This window comes from Flavivirga eckloniae, assembly GCF_002886045.1.
In the GTDB taxonomy this organism is placed as follows: domain Bacteria; phylum Bacteroidota; class Bacteroidia; order Flavobacteriales; family Flavobacteriaceae; genus Flavivirga; species Flavivirga eckloniae.
Map to the genome: position 1 here is coordinate 2,861,359 of NZ_CP025791.1, position 23,250 is coordinate 2,884,608.

At 33.5% G+C, this 23,250-nt stretch carries 14 protein-coding genes; 7 read left to right on the plus strand and 7 right to left on the minus strand.

What is annotated here, in order from left to right:
* Positions 1 to 2: 2 nt before the first annotated feature.
* The 4 genes from porW to C1H87_RS11845 form a co-directional block, all read right to left on the minus strand.
* Positions 3 to 2,564 (minus strand): type IX secretion system periplasmic lipoprotein PorW/SprE, encoded by a 2,562-nt coding sequence (gene porW, locus C1H87_RS11830; RefSeq protein WP_102756015.1) that lies wholly within the window; start codon positions 2,562 to 2,564, stop codon positions 3 to 5.
* A gap of 412 nt (positions 2,565 to 2,976) precedes the next feature.
* The gene (locus tag C1H87_RS11835; RefSeq protein ID WP_102756016.1) at positions 2,977 to 3,672 is read right to left on the minus strand and encodes an ABC transporter ATP-binding protein; all 696 of its coding nucleotides are present in this window, start codon (positions 3,670 to 3,672) and stop codon (positions 2,977 to 2,979) included.
* An 11-nt stretch (positions 3,673 to 3,683) separates the two neighbouring features.
* The gene (locus C1H87_RS11840) at positions 3,684 to 5,162 is read right to left on the minus strand and encodes a DUF5687 family protein (RefSeq protein WP_102756017.1); all 1,479 of its coding nucleotides are present in this window, start codon (positions 5,160 to 5,162) and stop codon (positions 3,684 to 3,686) included.
* A gap of 8 nt (positions 5,163 to 5,170) precedes the next feature.
* A complete protein-coding gene (locus tag C1H87_RS11845) occupies positions 5,171 to 5,575 on the minus strand; it encodes a DUF2059 domain-containing protein (RefSeq protein WP_102756018.1) in 405 nt (134 codons plus the stop codon).
* A gap of 122 nt (positions 5,576 to 5,697) precedes the next feature.
* Here C1H87_RS11845 and C1H87_RS11850 point away from each other — a divergent pair, with 122 nt between their 5' ends.
* The 5 genes from C1H87_RS11850 to C1H87_RS11870 all read left to right on the plus strand — a co-directional run bounded on the left by C1H87_RS11850 (position 5,698) and on the right by C1H87_RS11870 (position 19,409).
* The gene (locus C1H87_RS11850) at positions 5,698 to 6,753 is read left to right on the plus strand and encodes a ferredoxin--NADP reductase (protein WP_102756019.1); all 1,056 of its coding nucleotides are present in this window, start codon (positions 5,698 to 5,700) and stop codon (positions 6,751 to 6,753) included.
* A gap of 297 nt (positions 6,754 to 7,050) precedes the next feature.
* A complete protein-coding gene (locus C1H87_RS11855; RefSeq protein WP_102756020.1) occupies positions 7,051 to 10,161 on the plus strand; it encodes a SusC/RagA family TonB-linked outer membrane protein in 3,111 nt (1,036 codons plus the stop codon).
* 19 nt (positions 10,162 to 10,180) lie between these two features.
* Positions 10,181 to 11,743, plus strand: a complete 1,563-nt coding sequence (locus C1H87_RS11860) for a RagB/SusD family nutrient uptake outer membrane protein (RefSeq protein WP_102758245.1) — start codon at positions 10,181 to 10,183, stop codon at positions 11,741 to 11,743.
* A gap of 74 nt (positions 11,744 to 11,817) precedes the next feature.
* Positions 11,818 to 15,117: an FG-GAP-like repeat-containing protein gene (locus C1H87_RS11865; protein WP_102756021.1), complete on the plus strand. Its 3,300-nt coding sequence runs from the start codon at positions 11,818 to 11,820 to the stop codon at positions 15,115 to 15,117.
* A gap of 8 nt (positions 15,118 to 15,125) precedes the next feature.
* Positions 15,126 to 19,409 carry a hybrid sensor histidine kinase/response regulator transcription factor gene (locus tag C1H87_RS11870; RefSeq protein WP_102756022.1) on the plus strand — a complete coding sequence of 1,428 codons (4,284 nt, stop codon included), beginning with the start codon at positions 15,126 to 15,128 and terminating at the stop codon, positions 19,407 to 19,409.
* 205 nt (positions 19,410 to 19,614) lie between these two features.
* Here C1H87_RS11870 and C1H87_RS11875 read toward each other — a convergent pair whose 3' ends face one another.
* On the minus strand, positions 19,615 to 20,634 hold the full coding sequence (locus tag C1H87_RS11875) for a glycosyltransferase family 9 protein (protein WP_233783104.1): 1,020 nt from the start codon (positions 20,632 to 20,634) through the stop codon (positions 19,615 to 19,617).
* 52 nt (positions 20,635 to 20,686) lie between these two features.
* Complete coding sequence (locus C1H87_RS11880) at positions 20,687 to 21,292, minus strand: DUF4254 domain-containing protein (protein ID WP_102756023.1); 606 nt, start codon at positions 21,290 to 21,292, stop codon at positions 20,687 to 20,689.
* A gap of 73 nt (positions 21,293 to 21,365) precedes the next feature.
* On the opposite strand from C1H87_RS11880, the gene upp reads away from it, so the two are divergent.
* Positions 21,366 to 22,025: a uracil phosphoribosyltransferase gene (gene upp, locus C1H87_RS11885; protein ID WP_102756024.1), complete on the plus strand. Its 660-nt coding sequence runs from the start codon at positions 21,366 to 21,368 to the stop codon at positions 22,023 to 22,025.
* Here the strand turns inward: upp and C1H87_RS11890 are convergent.
* Entirely contained in the window at positions 22,014 to 22,937 is a 924-nt protein-coding gene (locus C1H87_RS11890; protein ID WP_102756025.1) for a DUF6427 family protein, read from the minus strand. The genes upp and C1H87_RS11890 overlap by 12 nt on opposite strands.
* 72 nt (positions 22,938 to 23,009) lie before the next feature.
* Between C1H87_RS11890 and C1H87_RS11895 the strand changes: the two genes are divergently transcribed.
* Positions 23,010 to 23,237, plus strand: a complete 228-nt coding sequence (locus C1H87_RS11895) for a DUF6341 family protein (protein ID WP_102756026.1) — start codon at positions 23,010 to 23,012, stop codon at positions 23,235 to 23,237.
* The last annotated feature ends 13 nt before the right edge of the window (positions 23,238 to 23,250 follow it).

Genomic DNA, 23,250 nt, shown 5'->3' on the forward strand with positions numbered 1-23,250 from the left:
TATTAATGGTTGTCTTTATTCAAATACGCATCAAGGTTTTTATGAATCTGAACAATTTGATAGTTTGCAGATGCTATTGCAAAATATGGTTCTTTTATTTTTTGTTCATCTTCTTCTTCAATTAACTGATCGAATGCTTTTGCTACTTCAGCATTTTTTAAATCGTGTACAACCACCAAAACTGTATTTGAGTTGTACACATCGATTGAAGATTTTAGGTCATAATATTTTATATTTTCCAAAACTTCATCTAAAGTCTTTTTAAAGCCTTGTAACTCTTCCATATCTGGATTTTCAAACTTATAAAAGATTTTATAATCGGTAGTTATATCTTCGTCCAATATAAAATCCTTATTTGTAAGTTTAGATAAAATATTGGCTTCAATATTTTGCGCCTGTATACCTTCTTCTGTATTAGCATAGGTAACACCTACGTAATTAATAGCCTTACTATAAGCTTCGTAACCATGCAACCTTCCTATGGCCGTAGCTTTTAACAATTCAAATTTTGGCACAATAGCATCACCATCGAAAAGGTTTATATACTCTTCGCATTTAGAAATCACCTCTGCATATTCCTGATTTTCATGTTTTACATAAAGCGCTTCGTATAAACTTTCCGGGCTATTTTCATCTCGATCTGATGCCTGCTCTGGATTACTTAAAATAGTCGCATATCTGGAATTAGGATATTTGTCAATAATCTCATTCTTAGCTATTGTTGCCTCATCGCTTTCGCCCAAGGCTTCATAAATCTTGTACAGATTGTATTTAGACGGTAATATAAATCGCTCTTCGGGATTGCTTTTAAGCAGGTCTTGAAATTTGCTTTTAGCTAATTCGTATTCTCTAAACTTTTCTTTATAAATCAAGCCTAACTGATAATATGCATAGTTACGCTCTTTAGAGATACTATCTATTTCTTTTGCTTCTGTAGGGATTTTTGATATGTAAAATTGAGGATCATATAATTCCTCTTCAGAGGCTGTAACCAAAGGGTTATCATTTACATCGCTGCCAATTACTCCGGAATTTACTTTACTAGACCATCTCCAATCATCTTCTAACACTCTATCGCCCCAAACTTTTACAAATTCGTTTTTGCCAAATGCTACGGTGGTGGGGTTATAAAAATAAAATATGGCTTCTTGATTTACACCTCCTTGAGATTTTTTACTTCCTATTTGGTTATTGACTGTTGCTAATCCTGAATTACGTTTTGCCGCTTCTTCTCGTTTCCTTTTTTCCTCTTCTTCTTCGGCTTTAATTTTTAGCTTCTCGATGAGTGACTCAAAATACGACACTCTATCTGCTTCTGATAAATTTACAAGTCTTAAAACACTATCGTTAACTTTTGCTATGCCTTCGTAATGAATAACATCTTCAAGGTTATCACGTTTGCGTTTAATAACACGGTATGGCTTCGAGTTTAATACCAGATTTGCCATGGTACTATCGTAATAAGCTCCTGCGTCTTTATAAAGGGACTTATCAAAATTCATATTTCCAAGAATTTCGTAATTCCTTGCTTTTAGCTTTTTATCTCTAGAATTCGTGCGTAACGATTTGTTGTAATAAATGGTTGCCAGAGTATCTGAACCATTGTTTAAATTGTAAGATGCTATTTGGTGATAAATTTTATCTAAAAAAGGCCTGTTTTCTCTATTTTCCTCAAGTTCGGTCAGTAATTCTGTAATCTCTAATTTGTTACCATTCTCGTAATCGAAATTTTTAATTTTTTCAATATGAGCACTTATCATATAAATCCTAGGTGTTTTTCGGTTAAGTTCAATAACCTTATCGAATACCATGTTAGCACTATCTTTTTTACCTAATTTATTATATAATTGTCCTTGTATAAAACGGTAACGTCCGCGTTCATCATTACTTTTAGTAGCATTAGATGCTATTTCCAATTGCGTTATCGCGCTATCAATATATTTTGTGTTTAAAAATGCTTGAGCCAACATAGATGTAGCATCTGCCAAATCTTGTCCCTCTAAGTCCTCTTGGAATAAAAGACGTTTTAGATTTACAATAGCCAGATCGTCATTATCTAAACGAATGTTGGTTTTCTCACGCCAAACTTTTGCTTGATTTATCTTATCGCTTGCTGGATATTTGTAAAGAATATAATTGAACGCTTCTAAGGCTGGTATAAAACGCTGATCGAAATATCTGGATTTTCCTAATAACAGGTAAGCTTCATCCATTTGTGGGTTTTTTTCTTTCCCATCAATATTCATACTATGCTTCTGAATCGCTTTTACAGCTTTCTCTTCTGCTTTAGTGAAACTTTCGTTTTTAGACTGACCCGGAAGCACAACCTCATCGAATATTTGCATGCGCTCTATAGGTAAGACATCCCAGTAATCATCGGTATATCCATCTATAAGACTTTGCCTTCCTTCCTCTAAAGCAATATAGCCATTATAAAGCGTATTAAACTCTGTCGTAACGGCATGAACGTTTCGGTTGATAAATTTGTCCTTTTTTCTGGAGCAACTTGCAACCAATAAAGTAAAACTTAGAATTATTAATATCGCTTTAGAAGGTCTTTTCAATGCTGGTATTTTTAGTCTAAATAAATAACTGTAAACTCTTACTTATATTATGTAAGTAGGTAAAAATAAACATCTTTTTTGATTAACCTATAAAATCAATCATTTTTAAACTAAAAGTATGACGGTAATTTTAATAATAGATAATGACCTTTTTATTTTTGCGGATATTTTCTTGCAAATGCGTGTTATACATTGAATTATAGAACTGCTGAGAGCCTTTTTGGAAGTACAATGGAAAACTTTTTACAGAATACTAATATAATAAATTCTCGCGAAGGCGCTAACACGCCAAGTTTTGCATTAGCAAAAAACTGGAGCATCACGCTATTAGTGAGGTTGAAACTGCAAACTGCTCACTGAACACTGAGCACTGAGCACTGAGCACTGAGCACTGAATACTGAATACTGAATACTAAGAAGCAAAATGCTCTTCCAACTCTTTTAAAGTGGCTTCACTGGTTTTTATATCTTTTACAACTTCACCTTTTTCAAGAACCACAATACGTTCACAAACATCTGTTATATGCATTAAATCATGACTAGAAATTAAAACGGTAGTACCTTGTTTTTCGGCTAAATTCTTAATAATACCTTTAAGTCGAATTTGAGTAGTAGGATCTAAATTAGCAAAAGGCTCATCTAAAACAACAACTTCGGGGTTTCCTATTAATGCAGCTACTATACCTGCTTTTTTCTGATTTCCTTTACTTAAATCACGTAAATACTTTTTTTGACCAAGTATTTCACCATGGAAAAAGTCTTCAAATTGAGCTACCAGTTTATCAACATCCGCTTTATTCTGCCCTCGCAATTCTCCTATGAAGTAAAAGTATTCTTCTGCCGTTAAATAGCCTATTAAAAAGCTTTCATCTATAAAGGCCGAAGTAAACGGTTTCCAATCTTCACTTTCGTTTACCTGTATATCATGACTCTTTATAAATCCTGTAGATGGTTTTATTAAATCCAAAAGCAAGCTAAAATAAGTCGTTTTCCCTGCTCCATTGTTTCCAACTAAACCAAAACTTTGTCCTTTTGGAATGTCTAACGATTCTATATTTAAAACCTCATTTCCACTATATTTCTTCGATAAATTTGAAGTTGTTATCATAATTCTTTTTGTTAATTGTTTTGATCGAAAGCGTTAATCATTTTGTATTTCGATTCCATATACTTTTTGGTAATTGCTTTCATTAACTTTTGATGAAAAACAACTCCTATAACCCCAAGTGTTGCCAATACTAAACAAGCTACTTCAAAACTCACCAGAAAATTAAACAGTGCAAATATTATCATAGGAATTAAAAATAAGGGAATCCCAATAAGCCATTGTACCGCACCTGTACCTTGGTAATTAAAAGCTGCTTTTTGATCCAGATTAATTTTTTTACGATTAAAAGATCCCCCATATAGAATAACATGGGTATTAACACCTACATTATAAATAGCTGCTGCAAAATGGGCTAATAATATTTTCCATCCAAAATAAACATACGGAATACTTAATACGAATAGTATAATAACGCTAAAAGCCATTAGTGTAAATTTCGATTTTAAGTATTGCTCGTATTTAATATTTTGACTCATAAGCAGTTTATAATAACCACTATCCCAGGCTGGGATAAATTGCCCGAAATTGATTAAGAAGATTCCCGTTACAAAAACACCAACAAAAGCAAAAAACCATGGCTTATCTTGATACATAGGTTGTGGGTAAATAATCAAGCCATAAAACAGGCCTATTAACAATATCCAAATAGAAGATTTAGTACGCTTATTTCGCCATAATAATTTTAAATCCAATTGCATAAAAGGAGCTATACTCCCAAAGTTATTTGTCCATTCAAGATTAGAGGTATTAACTTCTTTCACTTCCTTTTTTAAACCACTATCTAAAAATAGTGTTTGCTTTAAAATTTTAAAGTTAAAGAGATATAAGCATATTAAGACAAGTATTAGAATACCAATTAAAACAGGTGTTTCGTAAACAGCATTAAACCCATATGCAACTATTTCGGTAAAAGAAACAACATTAAAATAGTTTAATACAAACAACCCTCCGGTTAAAGCTATTATTGGTAAAAAAGAAAGTTCTTTCTCTGCCGAAAAACTCTCAATAATAAAGTTCAAGAAATTAACACATAACGACACTAAAGTAAGTGCTAACATCCAGATCAATACAGAATTTAGCGGATAACCGTTTACAATTAAAGTTGTTCCAAATGGTATAATAGCGAAAAGGGGCAAGTAATTAAAAAAAGACACTACCGATTTCCCTAAAACATAATTAACAATTTTGTTCCTTTTTATTGGTAATGTAAGTAACGGCTTTACACTTATTACTGGCAATTTTTGAAAGAAAAACCTAAACATTAAGTCGGCTATAATCCAGTAAAAAAGATTATTGTTTACAATAACCAATGGGTCTTGATCTGGAAATGTTTTTTTAAGCCCATGATACATGAGCAACCCCATACCTAAAGACATAACTATAAAGTACAGAGCGAAAAAACCCATTAATATTTTTGCAGCCACACTTTTACCAAAGCTGGCAGATCTTAAAAAAGACTTCCACTCTAACTTTAAAAAGTTTTTTATCATAGTTTTGGTTAATTATACTTTTGGGCTATTCCCTGTATTTTCATGCCCCAGGTTTGCCCATAACTCATTGCTTTTTGAGTTAAGTCCAATTGCTTTTCAGCCAATTTCTTTCCTAAGTCTGTGTTATAAAAAGCAACTAATTCTTTAATTTCATTTAGGGTAAATTCTGCCATATAAAGCTCGGCCATTTTAGCGTATAAGCCCTCTAAGGTACCTTTGGCTTCTTTCAAGTAAGCTTCTTTGTTGGCTTCTGAAACACTATTTCCAATTAAATCGATGGCACTATCAAATGCAGCTCCTGCTCCTGTAAGTTTTATAAATTCAACTGTTACATTTTTAAATTCCGTATTACTATCCTGAGCTTTAACAGTAACTGTTAATATAAGCATACACACAAATAAGATTTTCTTCATTTTTTAAAAATTTTTAGTTAACATTTATAAGTTCTACGTATTTGTAAAAATTTTAGTGGATTTGTTACAGTCAAAGTTAAAATTTGCAAACCAACTTTACTATTTTTGTCAAAAATTTATACATGTCATCATTCCACAAACTTGCAGTTGCTTCAATAAATAGAGAAACTAACGAATCGATAAGCATTACTTTTAGTGTTCCTGAAAACTTAAAAGACACCTTTATTTTTAAGGCAGGGCAATACGTAACCCTAAAAACTGTAATTGAAGGACATGATGTAAGAAGAGATTATTCCTTATGTGTTTCACCAAAAAGTGGCGAATTAAAGGTAGCCGTTAAAGCCGTAAAAGACGGTACTTTTTCATCTTATGCCAACAACCAATTACAAGTGGGAGATATTCTGGAAGTTGCACCTCCAAAAGGACGTTTTGTTTTCGAACCAAACGATTCTAAAACAAAAAACATTGCTGCGTTTGCCGCTGGCAGTGGTATTACACCCGTTTTAAGTATAATAAAATGCGCCTTAGAAGAAGAAGTTTATAGCAAAGTTATATTGGTTTACGGAAACAAAACTACCCAAGACACTATGTTTTTAAACGAGCTATTGGAACTTCAACACGAATATAAAGACCGTTTTTCTATACAATTTGTATTTAGCCAACAAGACAAAGAAGATGCCATTTTTGGTCGTATTGAAAAAAGCACGGTTAATTATGTTATGAAAAATGAGCATAAACACATAGATGTTGATGCTTTTTACCTTTGCGGACCAGAAGCCATGATCCATACAGTTAAAGACGTTTTAACAGATCATGGTATTGATGAAAACCGTATACATTTCGAACTTTTTAAAGCTGCTAAGCCTGCAGAAATACAAGAAGACATTGTTCCAAATGGAAAAACCAAAGTAACGGTTACTGTTGACGATGAGGAATCTACATTCGAAATGTCTCAAAAGCAAACTGTTCTTGAAGCTGCTTTAGATGAAGATATTGATGCTCCTTATTCTTGTCAAGGTGGTATTTGCAGTAGTTGTTTGGCCCGCATAAAAGAAGGCGAAGCAACTATGAGGCAAAATAATATTCTAACCGAAAACGAAGTTGCAGAAGGCTTAATCTTAACGTGCCAGGCACACCCCACTTCACCAACTCTTATTATAGACTTCGATGATGTTTAAAACATCAACTATCTGTTAATTTTATCCCAAACAAAAACGTTTTAAATTCTTACGATTTTGTTTGAATTTTTCTTCATTTATAGCTATAAATGATCATTTGATATAGCCGACAAACAGCAGCAGCAGCCCGCTAATCGATTATAAACAAAGAGATTAATTTATTTTCTTTTTTATTTGTGTAGGATTTTTACTACTATTGTTTTGTTCTCTAGTTATAAGGATTTGTTCATTTGGATCATGGTTCAAATTATTGTTTAGGTAGTTTTCATAACTAATTAAAATTAAACTTAAACGTGTATGAAATTATTAAAACTACTTAAGCAAAAATGCCAACATCGCATTTTTATGTTAACCATGGTTTGGTTAGCAGGAATATCCGTTGGACACTCTCAAAACACTATTACTGGTACTGTAAAAGATGAGTCTAACCAGCCATTAGCAGGTGCCAATGTAATAGTTAAGGGGACAAGTATTGGTTCTCAAACAGATTTTGATGGACTCTTTTCTATTTCAGCAGCAAACAACGAAACAATAGTTGTTAGCTATTTGGGGTATGTTACCCAAGAAGTTCCTGTGGGAGGAAGAAGTAAAATTGATGTTATCTTAGTTGAGGACGCTAGTCAATTAGAAGAAATTGTAATTGTTGGTTACGGTTCCCAAAAGAAAAGTGACCTTACTGGAGCTGTTGCATCAGTCAGCGGTAAAGACATCGACAACTTTACCTTCACAGATGCTTCTCAAGCCTTGCAAGGTAGAATGGCAGGGGTTAGCGTACAATCTTCAGGTGGTTCACCGGGAGCTTCTGCTAACATTACTATTAGAGGTACATCTACATTTACAGATATTGGCCCCTTATTTGTAATTGACGGTATGATAACAGGTAATATGAATACCGTTAACCCGGGAGATATAGATACCATCTCTGTTTTAAAAGATGCTTCTGCATTAGCCATTTATGGTTCTCGAGCAGCAAATGGTGTTGTTATAATCACTACCAAAAAAGGAACTAAAGGAAAAGTTAGTATTAATTTAGACACAAGCTATGGTGTGCAAAAAGTTATTAATACTTTCGATTGGGCTAACGCAAGACAATATGCAGATATTGTAAATGAAGCTAATGACAACGATGGTACTGCAAGATTCCCTGCTAACGACACTCAGTTTGACCCAAACTACAGCAGTGATTTATATGGTGAATCCTTAAGAACAGCTTCTGTTCAGAATACTAATCTAAGTATTTCTGGTGGTGGAGAAAACACTCTTTTTGGCTTGTCTCTTAATCACTATTTTCAGGAAGGAGTCGTGAAATTTTCCGATTTTGAAAGAACTACCGCTAGAGCCAACGGAAGTTTTACCAAAGGAAGATTTAAACTAGAGAGTACTATAGGATTAACAAGAACAGTTAATAACCCGAACCCGTTCTTTAACAGGGAAAGAAACCTCATTCCAACCATAAGACTGCGAAATGATGCAGGTGAATGGAGCGCAAGCGACCTGGAAGCCAGAGGTATTAGCGGCACTCCTGCCGGTTTTTATGGTCCTGGTACTTTGGCTAACGAATTAGCACTAGCTGCACTTGAAGATAGAACAGTTACAAGAAATACTGTATTAGGGAATGTAACAGGTTCTTTTGAAATCTTTGATGGCCTAACTTATAAACTAAATGCAGGAATAGAATCATATACAGATAACAACTACAGATTCAGTCCAGACGAACAAGTAATTTACGATGGTACTACAAGAGCAAATTCTGAATTAACGGAAAGAAACACAGTTTTCTTATCAACCTTAATTGAGCACACTCTAAATTACAATAAGACTTTTGGTAAGCATACTGTCGATCTTATAGGAGGTACTACCGAGCAGGTAAATAAAATAAGAACGTTAGGTGCTACCTCTATAAACTTCCCGAATAATGACGTACGTGTTGTTTCTGCAGGTGAAGTACAAAGTGCCATCTCTCAGGAAGCCACTTCTGTTATTCAATCGTATTTCGGTAGACTTAATTATACTTTCGATAACAGGTATATCTTAACAGCATCAATACGTAGAGATGGTTCTTCTCTGTTTAAAGATGGTTTAAGATGGGGTAATTTCCCTTCTGCCGCAATAGGTTGGAATATTAGTAACGAACCGTTTATGGAAGACTTTGATGCTTTAAAAAACATTAAACTTAGAGCAGGTTATGGTGAAGTAGGTTCAAATAATGTGGCTTTTTATCAAACAGATGCTGTTCTAAATCTATTTAGTGATTATGTAGTAGGTGATGGCCAAGATAGAGTTAATGGATATGCCATAACAAATAGTGTGAATCCATTTATAACGTGGGAAACTACAAAAACCACAAATATTGGTCTGGAATTTAGTGCTTTAAGCAATAAGTTAAATGTTACTATGGACTATTTCATTAAAGAATCTGAAGATATTCTTCTTGCCATTCCGCTTTCATTTATTACAGGAACAGGGAATGATGTTCCAAGAAATGTAGGAAACATAGAGAATAAAGGGTTTGAATTTTTGGCAACTTATCGTGACCAAATAGGCGATTTATCTTTTAGCGCAACAGGTAATTTCTCTATTTTAAATAATGAAGTGACTTCGCTAGGTGGTGGGTCACCAATTAATCAAGGTTCTTTTACCTCTAATACAATATTTAGTACACGAACTGATGTAGGACAGCCTGTAGGTTCTTTTTATGGCTATGTACTTGATGGTATTTACCAAACAGATGCAGAAGCTACAGCAGCTAACGATCAGCCTGGAAACCCAAGAGCGGGTGATTTAAAATTTAAAGATATAGGTGGTCCAGACGGAAGTGGTCCTGATGGTATGATTGATGAAAACGACCAAACGTATTTAGGAAATCCTGCTCCAGATTTTGAATATGGAATCAACTTGACAGCAGAGTACAAAAACTTCGATTTAAGCTTATTCTTTAACGGTGTTTCAGGTAATACTATTTTAAACGGTACTAAGTACAGAGGTTATTTCGATACAGACGGTAATTACCTTGCCGATGCATTAAATGCCTGGACACCTTCGAACACCAATACAAGTATTCCTAGAAACACACAATCTGATCCTGGATTCAACCGTAGAATGTCAACATTTTATTTAGAAAACGGAGCCTATTTCCGTTTAAGAAATGCTCAAATAGGATATTCAATTCCAAGTTCTATTCTGGACAAAATAAAATTAGAGAAAATCAGATTCTATTTGTCTGCAATTAATCTATTTACTATTACAGACTATACAGGGTACTACCCAGAGGTAGGAAGAAACAACAGAGGGGCTGGTCAAGATCAGGACATTTTAACCAACAGCACGACCTTATTTAATAGAGGTGTAGATGAAGGGTCTTATCCTACACCAAGAACTTTTCAACTTGGTTTACAAGTTTCTTTTTAAAAAATAAAATATGAAAAACATGAAAAAATTAAAGAATTCATTTAAAATTGTGTTTGTCTTACTTGCTGTTTGTTTAATGAATTTGAACTGTTCGGAAGACAAACTCAACCAGGTAAACCCAAATTCAATAACTCCAACCTCCTTCTGGCAAAATGAAACGGATGCCACTAAGGGTATTTACGGAGCTTATGCACCATTTACTCATATTTGGTATTATACCAGATTTGAGGTTTTTACGTCCGACTATAGAGACGATGTTATTAACGGATTTAATACCTCAGAAAGAACAGCTGTAGGATACTTTAGTGGTACTTCCGATAGTAATGCTACATTCTGGGTATGGCAAGCCATGTTTCAAGGTGTAGCCAGAGCAAATGAAGTGATCTTCCATGTACCAAACATAGAAGATATGGATACTACATTGAGGGATAATATTATTGGTGAAGCCTATTTTATTAGAGCTTTTAATTACTTCAATCTTTTAAATAGCTGGAGAAATATACCAATAATTACATTACCAATATCGGAAATAGATGACCCTACAGCAATTCCTCAAGCAGATCCTAATGATGTATGGGCACAAATAGAGTCTGACTTACAAAATGCCCAAAACTTATTGCCAGCATCATGGCCGGCAGATCAGAAAGGACGTGTTACATCTGGCTCAGCTACAGGTATATTAGGTAAAGCATATTTGTACCAACAAAAACATGCAGAGGCTAAAGCAGAGTTTGCTAAAGTAATGGGAGGAGCTTATTCTCTTATGGACGACTATGCCGCTAATTTTACCGAAGAGTTTGAAAACAATGCAGAATCACTATTCGAAATTCAAATGGTTTCTGATGGTAATACCGGATGGGGAGCAGATAGAGATAATTCAGGAAAAGGTTCCGGGTACCAACCAGATTTAGCTCCTACAGCCTTTACAGGTCAAAACGGAATGCGAGTAAATCAATGGGCTTTAGATTTGTTTTTAGATGAGCAAACTATAAATGGAGAAATTGACCCTAGAACTTTTACAACCTTCTTTTGGAACTCAAGTGAAACAACGACTTATGAAGGTAAAGTACTGGCTTCAAGATCTTACGAAAATGCAACGTATGAAGAGGCATATTCTGCTGCTGGAACCAATATTTTTGGAAACAAATGGCAAGATTGGGAGTTTAATGGTAGAGAACATTCTCTTGACGGCGGATGGCACGGTGCAGGTAACAACTTAAGAATTTTAAGATACGCAGATGTATTATTAATGTTTGCAGAAGCAGAATTTATGCTTAACGGTTCTACTGCAGCAGCGTTAGATGCCATTAATCAAGTACGAGCTAGAGTTGATATGCCTCCTCACGCTTCCATTACAATGCAAGACATAGAAGATGAACGTATAAAAGAATTAACATTTGAGCGTACTAGATACTTTGATTTATTAAGATGGGGTAGAGTTAAATCTAGAATTGTAGATAACCCTGATTTCAAATCAGAAAGTGCTAGAACCGATGCCTATAAACCTGGAAGAGAATACATTGCGATTCCAGAAAATGATATCGTTAGAAACCCAAGTTGGGATCAAAACGAAGGGTATTAATTGTTAATAGAGTTAGTTGGTTTTTAATAAAAGGAATCATTTTAAAAAATGATTCCTTTTATATCTATTTCTTTATGAAAAAAACATTTCTTCTCATAGTAATTTCTATCAGTATTTATTCTTGTAAAAAAGAATCCACAAATTCTGATCCTACACATTTTAAAGAGTTACTTCCCAAATCTTCAGGAGTTACTTTTTCCAATAATATTATTGAAAACGATACACTAAATTATTTTGACTTTCCTTTTCTTTATTTAGGAAGTGGTGTGTCATCTGGAGACATCAATAATGATGGCTTACCAGACCTATATTTTACCGGTAACCTGGTTCCTAATAAACTCTACTTAAACAAAGGAAACCTCAAATTTGAAGACATTACAGAATCTGCTGGTGTAAGCGGGGATTCTAGGTGGTATTCCGGAACCACCATGGCAGATGTAAACAATGATGGATTTTTAGACATTTATCTAAGTGTATCTGGAAAATCCGGAAACTTTGCAAATCAGCTATTTATAAATAATGGGGATAATACATTCTCAGAACAAGCGGAATCTTATGGTATTGCTGACAAAAGCAAATCAATACAATCAACTTTTTTCGATTATAATAACGACGGATTCTTAGACCTATTTGTTGCAAATTACCCCATAGTATTAGTGAGTATGGGAAATATGTATTACAAAAGAAAAATGGATAACAATAGGTTTGAAGACTCTGGGCATTTATATAAAAATAATGGCGATGGTACATTTACAGATGTAACTACTGCTGCGGGAGTACAACGCTTCGGACTTACTTTAGGCATTGTTGCCTCCGATTTTAATAATGATGGGTTTAAAGACCTTTATCTCTCAAACGATTTTAATGTACCCGATTACTTATATCTTAACAATGGTGACGGTACATTTAACGAAGTATCTAATAAAGCTGCCAGGCATACCTCTATGTTTGGAATGGGCATAGATGCTTCCGATTTTAATAATGATGGTCTTATTGATGTATTACAGGTAGACATGACCGCAGAAGATTACAGCCGATCTAAAACCAATATGGCTAGTATGAACCCAAAAACCTTTTATGAAGCTGTTGATTTAGGTTTTAATCATCAATACATGCAAAACTCATTGCAACTCAATAATGGCATAAACAATGAAAAACTTCCAATGCTCAGTGATATTTCGAGATTTGCCGGAATGGCAACTACAGATTGGAGCTGGGGGGCTTTATTTGCCGATTTCGATAACGATGGTTGGAAAGATGTATTTATTACTAATGGTGTAAAACGCGATGTTAATAACAATGATGTTAACGAGGAATATAAAAACCAAAGGCTTTTTGGCCTCAAAAAAGATTTAGATTACACAAAATTACCCAGTACACCTATTGCAAACTATGCGTACAAAAACAATGGTGATTTCACCTTTACTAAAGTTACAAAAGATTGGCAATTAAACAAAAAAGGGTTCTCAAATGGGTTTACTTCTGTAGATTTAGATAATGACGGGGATCTCGACCTTGTTATAAATAACATGGATGATCATGCATCGATTTACACCAATGAAACTCAAAAATCCAAGAACAATTATTTAAAAATTAAACTTAATGGATCTACCAAAAACCCTTTTGGTTTTGGTGCTAAAGTTAAAGTAAAGACCAGTAGTTTTGAACAAACTCAGGAACTCACTACTACAAGAGGTTATCAATCCAGTATAGAGCCTATTTTTCATTTTGGTATTGGAGCATCAAAAATTATAGAAGAATTAAAAATCACATGGCCAAACGGAAATGAGCAGGTCTTAGAAAAGATTAAACCAAATCAATTACTAGAAATCGATTTTAAAGATAGCCATTCAACACAAAAAGAGGCTATTTCAAAAAGCCATTTTAAAGATATAACTGATTCATCTGGCATTAATTTTTCCCATAAAGAGAACTTTTATAATGATTTTGAATTCGAACCTTTACTTCCCCACAGATATTCCAACTCAGGTTCTGCTCTTGCTGTTGGTGATGTAAATGGAGATGGATTAGAGGACTTTTTTATTGGTAATGCTTCTGGTAGTTCTGGCGCATTATATATTCAAAATAACGATAACACATTCCAACTAACCGAAGGTCCTTGGAATGAAGATGCACAGTATGAAGACACTGGTGCTTTATTGTTTGATGCAGATAATGATAATGATTTGGATTTGTATGTTGTAAATGGAGGTAATGACAAGAGTAAACCGCACACCGAGTATCAAGACAGATTATATATCAATACCGCCAATGGTTTTATTAAAACAGAAAGTACATTACCCGAGATTACTGCAAGTGGACAAAATGTAATTGCAGGAGATTATGATAAAGACGGCGACTTAGATTTATTTGTAGGCGGTAGAATAACGCCTGGAAAATACCCTTATCCTGCACAAAGCTATATTTTAAGAAATGACGGTGGAAAAGATACCGATTTAAAGTTTACAAATGTAACCTTAGATTTGGCTCCAGATTTAAATAAAGCCGGTTTAGTTACCAGCGCTATATGGGATGATTATAATAAGGATGGTAAATTAGATTTAATCGTTACCGGAGAATGGATGCCAATAAGGTTCTTTAAGAATATGGGGGCAAAATTTGTAGAAGAGACGAAAAAACTCGGTTCTGGAAACTATACCGGGTGGTGGTATAGTATTGAAAAGCTTGATGTAGATAACGATGGCGACATGGATTACTTAGCAGGAAACCTAGGGTTAAACTACAAGTACAAAGCAAGTAAAAAGGAACCCTTTCAGGTTTATGCTAATGATTTTGATGAAAATGGATCATCAGACATCGTTTTAAGCTATGAAAAAAATGGAAAAAAACTACCTTTAAGAGGTAGAGAATGTTCATCGCAACAAATACCAGCTATTAAAAAGAGGTTTGAAACTTTTGAATCTTTTGCCAATGCGGACTTAATTGATATTTACGGAGAAGGCATGCTAAAAGGATCTTTAAGCTATTCTGCGAATACCTTTGCACACCATTTAATAAAAAATAATGGGGATGGTACCTTTAATTTTATTAAATTGCCTAATCGCTCCCAATTCTCATCAATAAACAAATTTGTCAGTCTTGACTATAATGGTGACGAATTCCCAGATTTATTAATTGGAGGTAACTTATACGGAGCAGAAGTTGAGACCCCACGCAATGATGCTAGCTTAACAAGCGTTTTACAAGGAAGCGCAGATGGCTTCTCTGTATTAAGTTCAGAAAATACCGGGTTGTTCGTTGATGGAGAAATCAAAGAAATTAAACCAATCCATTTAGGAAAAAACAAGACTCCAGCATTCCTAATAGCCCCTAACAACCATGCCTTAAAATTATTGGTTCTAAATAAAAATTAGATTAACTAATGATTATAAGAAACGTAAAACTAGTAGTTAGAATTTTCTGGGCGAAAAAATTGCTTGGAATGTTCCTTTTTGTGTTTTGTTTGTTCTTGCCAAGAATAAGCACCTCCCAAAATCTAGGATATTTTGAACGTATTACAACAGATAACGGCTTATCTCAAAGTGATATTAACCAAATTCATCAAGATAAAGACGGTTTTATGTGGTTTGCTACACACGATGGTTTAAATAAATATGACGGGTATTCATTTAAAGTCTTCAATCTGGAGCTTAATAAACCAGGAAGTATTACTAGTAACTTAATATATGATATTGAAGAAGATAAAGATGGAAACTTTTGGATAGCTACAACCGGCGGTGGTCTCATGTTCTTTGATAGATCTACAGAAAAGTTTACAACATATAAATATGAAAAAGACAACACAAAGAGCTTAAATAGCAATTATCTAGCTACAATTTATAGAGATAGAGAAAATAGACTATGGATAGGGACAACCAATGGCGTAAATATGCTCGATCTAGAAAAAAGCAAAGATTCGGTCGAATTTCAACGTTTTAAAGCTCAAAGAGAGCCTTATATAGTAGGAGGCCCCAATATTCAAGCCGTGAATACCATCTTCGAAGATAGTAAAGGACAATTATGGACTGGTGGTTTTCGTGGTCTTTATAAACTTTCAAGAGAACCCAATGGAGACATGTATTTTCGCCATGTTAACAAAGACCTTAATCTACCTAATAACTCCGTCCGCTTTATTGGAGAAGATAATGATGCAAGATTAATTCTAGCTACAGATGAAGGTCTTTATTACCAAACTCAGGATAGAGATTCGCTGGTAATAAAAAAGGTTATTGAAGAGGTTGTTAATTCTTTTATAATAGACAATAATAATAACATGTGGGTTGGTAGCGAAAATGGACTATTATATCTAAAAAGAAATCCTAATTTAGAATTCCCAAAGCTATCAAAACGATTTACTTACGACCCCAGAAATCCCAATAGTATTAGTAAAAATAATATCTCTTCTTTATACAAAGACCGCACAGGAATTATTTGGGTAGGAACAAAAGGGGGCGGTGTAAACAAAACCGATCTGGAAAGAAAGCAATTTAAACATATTAGAAAGGACCTAAACCAAAATAGTTTAAGTCATGATAATGTAAAAGCTTTTTTTGAAGATAGCCATGGAAACACTTGGGTTGGAACCGAAGGCGGAGGTTTAAATATGATTAAAAAGAACAGTGACTACAAGGAGATTATAAACTTCAACTCTATTCCAAAAGTATTTACTATAACAGAAATAAAAAGAGGCGCTAAAAAATTCCTCTTATTTGGAGGAGAAAATGCCGGATTATTCGAATTAGATATTACCAATCCTAATAAAATAGAAGAAAACGACATTGCATTAATTCCAGGTATTAACACTAGTGTATTTTCCCTTTTATTTGATAGCAGTGGTGTTTTATGGATAGGGACCTATAATAGTGGTGTTTATAGGTGGTCTCCAAAACAAAAGGAGGGAACTTATGTGAAGGATAACTTCTCTTTCGATCAAAATAATCCAAAGAGTATTTCAAACGACATTATACGAGATATTTTTGAAGACAGTAAAGGTAATATTTGGTTTGGCACTGGAGATGGTTTAAGTTGGCTTTCAAAAAAAGAAGTCGCAAAAAAGCATCCTAAGTTTGAAGTCTACAAAAATATTCCTGGAGACACAACCTCGTTAAGTCATAATTATATTTTACCAATTTATGAAAGCAATAAGGGGGATATATGGATAGGAACCTTTGGTGGTGGTCTCAATAAAGTTATTCCTCAACCTGGAAACAATTCCCTTAAGTTTAAAAGATATTCGCAAAAAGATGGATTACCTAATAAAATTATAAAGAGTATTTTAGAAGATGAAGTCGGAAATCTATGGATATCAACAAATAAAGGGCTCTCTAAATTTGATCCTGAATTAAATACTTTTAAAAATCACAATGTTAATGACGGTCTTCAAAATAATGAATTTCAAGAATTAGCCTCTTTAAAAAGAAAAAATGGAGAAATGCTTTTTGGTGGCATTAATGGTTTCAATGTTTTTTTTCCGAAAAACCTAATTGAAAACACATTTGAACCAGAGACCATGATAACTGATTTTCTAATCTCCAATGAATCTGTATCTGTTCGAGAAAAAATTAATAATCGTGTTATATTAAAAAAAACCATAAGCAAAACACAAGAGATTAATCTAAAATACTTTGAAAACAATATCTCTTTCGAATTTGCGGCTTTACACTATGCTGCTTCCCAAAAAAATCAATTTGCTTATAAATTAGAAGGCTTTGATGAAGATTGGGAACAAACCCCTTCTAATAAACGATTTGCATCCTATACAAATTTGGAACCCGGATCTTATACCTTTTATGTAAAAGCAACAAATAATGATGGCTTATGGGACAATACACCTTCTCAAGTAAAAATATATATTAGCCCGCCCTTCTGGCTCTCTAATATAGCATATTTTGTCTATTCCTTAATTCTTATTGGTCTGTTGATCGCCTTTAGAAAATACACAATAATAAATACTACCAAGAAACACCAATTGGAATTAGAGCATTTTGAAAAAGAAAAAAATGAAGAATTACAACAACTTAAAATAGAATTCTTCACCAACATATCGCATGAAATCCGTACACCTTTAACACTAATAAAAGGACCTTTAGAATATCTACAACAATCGTATGATAGATTAGATAAAAAAAACGTTTTGCAACAATTTAACTTAATGCAAAAAAATACAGATTCATTATTGCGCTTAGTTAATCAATTGCTCGGTTTTAGAAAAATGGATAAAGGTAAAATGATGCTAACGCTATACAAGAGCAATATCGTTGAATTTATAAACGAACTTATTGAGCCTTTTCAATTTCATTGTAAAAAACGTCATATAACTGTTGAAATATTGAATTCTGATGACGACATAACAACCTGGTTCGATCCAAATGCCGTTGAAAAAATATTAAATAATTTATTATCTAATGCCATAAAATTTACGCCAGACAATGGGATCATTATCATTGAAATTTCTAAAGTAAAAGAAAACCAAATCAATGATTCTGTATTAAAGGATTATTTAGTTATTAAAGTAAAAGATTCAGGTCCTGGTATTAAGCCAGATAAAATCAAACATATTTTTGATCGTTTTTATGTGGATAAAAGACCAACCAAAAAGCAAGGTTCCGAAGGTGCAGGTATTGGGCTTTCCTATGCTAAAAAATTAGCAGAATTACACCAAGGATTCTTAGATGTTGAAAGTAAGCACAACGAAGGAAGTACTTTTACATTTAAGCTTCCATTAAACAAAGAGGATTATTTATACATTCCCAATATAAGTTTTGAATCTGAGGATAAAACACTCGGGTTTATGATGCCTAAGAATACTAGCAGCTATAAAAGAGATGTAAACGACGAAATTATTGATAAAATATTCTCAAAAAGAAGGTCGAAATTACCAATACTTTTAGTTGTAGATGACCATAGCGAAATAAGGGATTTTATTTCCCAAACCTTAAGCGAACAATACAATATATATCATGCCGAAAATGGGAAAGAAGGTTTAGAAGCTGCAAAATATTTGCAACCTAACATTATACTTACAGATATTTTTATGCCTGTAATGGATGGGTTTGAGTTCTGTAAACAACTTAAAACGAAACAAGAAACCAGTCATATTCCAGTTGTAATGATTACTGCAAAAGCATCAGAAGAAAATGAGGTAGAAGGCTTTACAAACGGTGCAGACGACTATATTAGAAAACCTTTTAATATCGATTTATTAAAACTTAAACTCTCTAATATTCTAGAACACCGTGAACAATTAAGAAAACAATTTAACAGAAAAATAATATCGCAACCTAAAGATGTAGCAGTAACATCTGCAGACGAAAAGTTTTTACAACAAGCTATTGAGATTATAGAAAAACACATGATGAATACAGAGTTTAATGTTAAAGTTCTGGTTAAAGAAATGAATTTTAGCCGTTCAAACATTTTTATGAAGTTTAAAGAACTAACAGGTTTGTCTTCTGGAGAATTCATTAGAAACATTCGTTTAAAACGCGCTCTACAGCTTTTAGAAACAAGTGATTTATCTGTAAAAGAGATTATGTATATGACCGGTTTTAACACAGCATCTTACTTCTCAAAATGCTTTAAAAAACAATTCGGGGTTTTGCCTAGTCAGTACATTAAAAAAATGAAAACTGAAGAGAAAATGGGCGAAACTCAATTTGATAAATAACGAAAGTCAGACGCAATTACGCATTGTAAATCAATTATCTACATGCACATGCATTTCAAACAGTATTTTGTCATTCAGAGCGTAGCGAAGAATCTGGACAAATGTAAAATTGCATCAGTTTCTGCGTTAAAATAGAGATTCTTCGCTACGCTCTGAATGACAAACACTTAACACTGATTTTTTCTCTGAAAAAATCACATCAACTTTATATAATGTCTCTAATTTTTTCAATGATTTCTTTCGGAGAAATACTTCCTAATGCCTCTTTATAATCTTCCGGGTACTTATTACCATAAATAGATGTGGGGATTTCCGGATACTGGTCTCTATTTGATAGTAAAGCATAATCACTTGGCTGATTAAATGGTGCAAATCCAGAAAAAGGATGGGTAACACCCCAAATAGTAACAACCTTCACCCCTAACATAGCAGCTATATGCGCATTACCAGAATCCATCGAAACCATGATTTCTAGGTTAGAAATCACATCTAATTCTTCATCAAGTGATAATTTACCTGCAAGACTCTTTACGCCCTCTAAACCTTCTTCAAAATCGTTTAAAATGGCTACCTCTTTTGTACCGCCCCCAAATAAAACAACCTTATATTCTTTTGAAAGCATTGAAATAACTTCTTTCATTAAATCTAAAGGATACATTTTACCTTCATGAGCAGCAAAAGGAGCAATACCGATTATTTTTTTAGAATCAGTACCTACAAGCGTTTGAAGCTTTTTATTTAAAGTTGATTTATTTGGAAAAGTTGGATTAGATAAATCCAACCTAAAGCCTAAAGCTTCCAACACATCAACATACCGCTGGTGCGTGGTTTTTAATTGCTCAAAGTTTTCCCCAGAGATTAAAGCTTTCTTTTCGGCCCTCCCTTTATCTATTTGAATAAATCGTTTTCCAGTGAAAAAAACCTTCAGAATATTACTTCGTAACACATTATGCATATCTGCAACAGCATCAATTTCTAGTCGTTTTAACGCTTTATAAAGCTTATAAAGCCCAAGAACACCTTTATGTTTCCCTTTAACCTCTGCCGGAAAAACAGTAATGTTTTTTAAGTCTCGAAAAAAAGGTGCAAAAAAGGCACGAGTAAGCACAGTAACCTTTACCTCAGGGTGTTTCTGACTGAATGCCCTAAGTACAGGAACGGTCATTGCTACATCTCCCATAGCGGAAAGACGTATTACTAAAATATGTTTTAATTGTTTTGGCATCTCACTCAACAAAAGTGATGAGATCCTGAAAAAAGCTCAGGATGACAAAGTCTTATTTTTGCCCTCTTAATACTGGGTTTAGCTCATCATCATTGTACATTTTCATTTGCTTGTAAACTTTCATGTACTTATCACCCTTTTCAATATCACTAAGTAATGTATCAATAGCCGTAGACAAGTCTACACGTTGCTCTAACAAAACATCCAATTTTTTCTGGCAAGCTGCTCTATGGCCATCAGAAGCATCTGTTCTAGTCGCTTCTTCATTCATGTGGTAAATCTTCAATGCTAAAATAGATAACCTATCTACTCCCCAAGCTGGGCTTTCTGTGTTAATTGTAGCGTCTGCTTTAGCCTCAACACCGTTATACTTTTCAAGAAAATAGCTATCAATGTATTCAACCATATCTGTTCTGTCCTGATTAGAAGCATCTATTTGACGCTTCAATGTTAAAGCAGCTACAGGATCAATTTGAGGATCTCTAATAATATCTTCATAATGCCACTGTACAGTATCAATCCAGCATTTCCTGTACAACAAATGCTCTAATAAATTGCTCTTATCATAAGCATTTTCAAAAGGTTGATCTACTGTATTTATTTCATGATATTTTTCAATAACATCTTGAAATATTTTGTTAGCTTTTTCTGTAAACATGTTGTCTTAATTTTAAAGTGCAAATATACTTTATATTTAGTTAACTTTACTACTCAAAAAGACATATAGCCGCATGCATATTCACAATATATCTAAAGAGAATTCCATACTAAACACGTTCATCTCAGAAATTAGAAATGTTACTATTCAAAAAGATAGTATGCGCTTTCGAAGAAATATTGAACGTATAGGTGAAATCTTGGGTTATGAAATGAGTAAGTCCCTAAATTATGTTGCTTCAACCACAGAAACTCCTTTAGGTAATTGTAAGATTGATTTATTAAACAATGATATTGTATTGTGCTCCGTTTTAAGAGCTGGTGTCCCTTTGCACAACGGACTTTTAAACTACTTCGACACAGCTGAGAATGCCTTTATTTCGGCTTACAGACATCATAAACACCACCCTGAAAGTTTTGAAATTATTGTTGAATATTTAGCCTGTCCTAATTTGGAAAACAAAACACTTATTCTGGCGGATCCAATGCTTGCTACCGGACAATCGATGGTAGCAACTTTTGAAGCTTTAAAACCGTTTGGAACTCCAAAAGAAGTTCATTTAATAAGTGTTATAGGAGCTCAAGAAGGTGTTGACTTTGTTAAAAACAATTTTGATAGTAGCACACATCTATGGATAGCTGCCATTGACGACAAACTAAACGATAAAGGCTATATTATTCCCGGGCTTGGTGATGCAGGCGATTTAGCCTTTGGTGAAAAGTTACAACAATAAGGTTATAAATGGCACTATAAGAAGCAAGAAGATAAATACCTCTTTAAACCATTTTTCCTGAATAATCTCAATATAGTTTGTTATGATTATTGCTGCGGGTGCGAACATAAATAAAAATTCGCTTCCGTTTTTTTGGGGTGCATGAAGCACTATTAAAAAAGCTATTATAGCTGCCACAATAACAATTTTAAAAGATGCTCTAAAATCTTTCTTTTTCTTTTTAATATTTCTTAAATAAAATATAGATGACCATATGCCAAAAGACATTAACAATGTAATAGCAACCATATACTTTATAGAATTATAGTTACTAAAATCATAACTAATCCCTGGTAAGATATCGAGTATTTCAAAAAAACCATCATATAGAACTATAGAGATACTTATGGCAATTACAAAAACAGTAATAACACCTAAAAAAGGCACAATCCAATGTCTTAACTTATTATCTGAATATAGTACTAGGGTGATTAGTATTAAGGCAAAAAACAGAATAGTCCAAAAATAAAATAACGATGCAATCGCTATCCAAAAAGCAGCATCGAATAATTTCTTTTTTACATTTTTTTGAGATCGAATACTCATAATGCGCCTCAACGCTAGCAAAATGAAAAAATTAGAAAGGATGATATCTGTACTACTAGTGGTAGGAGCAATCAATAACAAAAACAGACTGAATAGTAAAATTTCATAACTATTGTTCAATGTTAAGCTATTCTTGCTAGCAATAAAGTTTAAAAGCAGAATAGACATATAACAAACAAAAAGTAAGGCTATTTGCCATAATATGAACACCATTGTTATTGGTTCACCTGTTAAATTTACTCTGGCAACTATAAAAGCCAAAAGCGCTATTAAAAAAACAATGATGAAATTTATTGATTTAGATTTACTAAAAATGCTTGTAATCATTAACTCTTTTTGTATTTTTGCTACGTAAATATACTAACTATAAAATGGTTAGAAAACAATAAATATAACTACATGAAAGATTTCTTTTACGCTATAGAGGATTTATTTGTTAATGTTCTTTTTGCACCATATGATGCCTTAAGAGCTCTTGAACTAGATAACTGGTTCTTAGCGAATATAGTTTCTTGGATTTTTCTTATTATAGGTTTTGTTGCCACAGCCTATTGGATGAAGCAACTTAAAATATTTAACGACAACAACGAAGAAGACAAAAGCGTTTCTTCTCACTCGTTTTTGTAAAACTACTTTTATT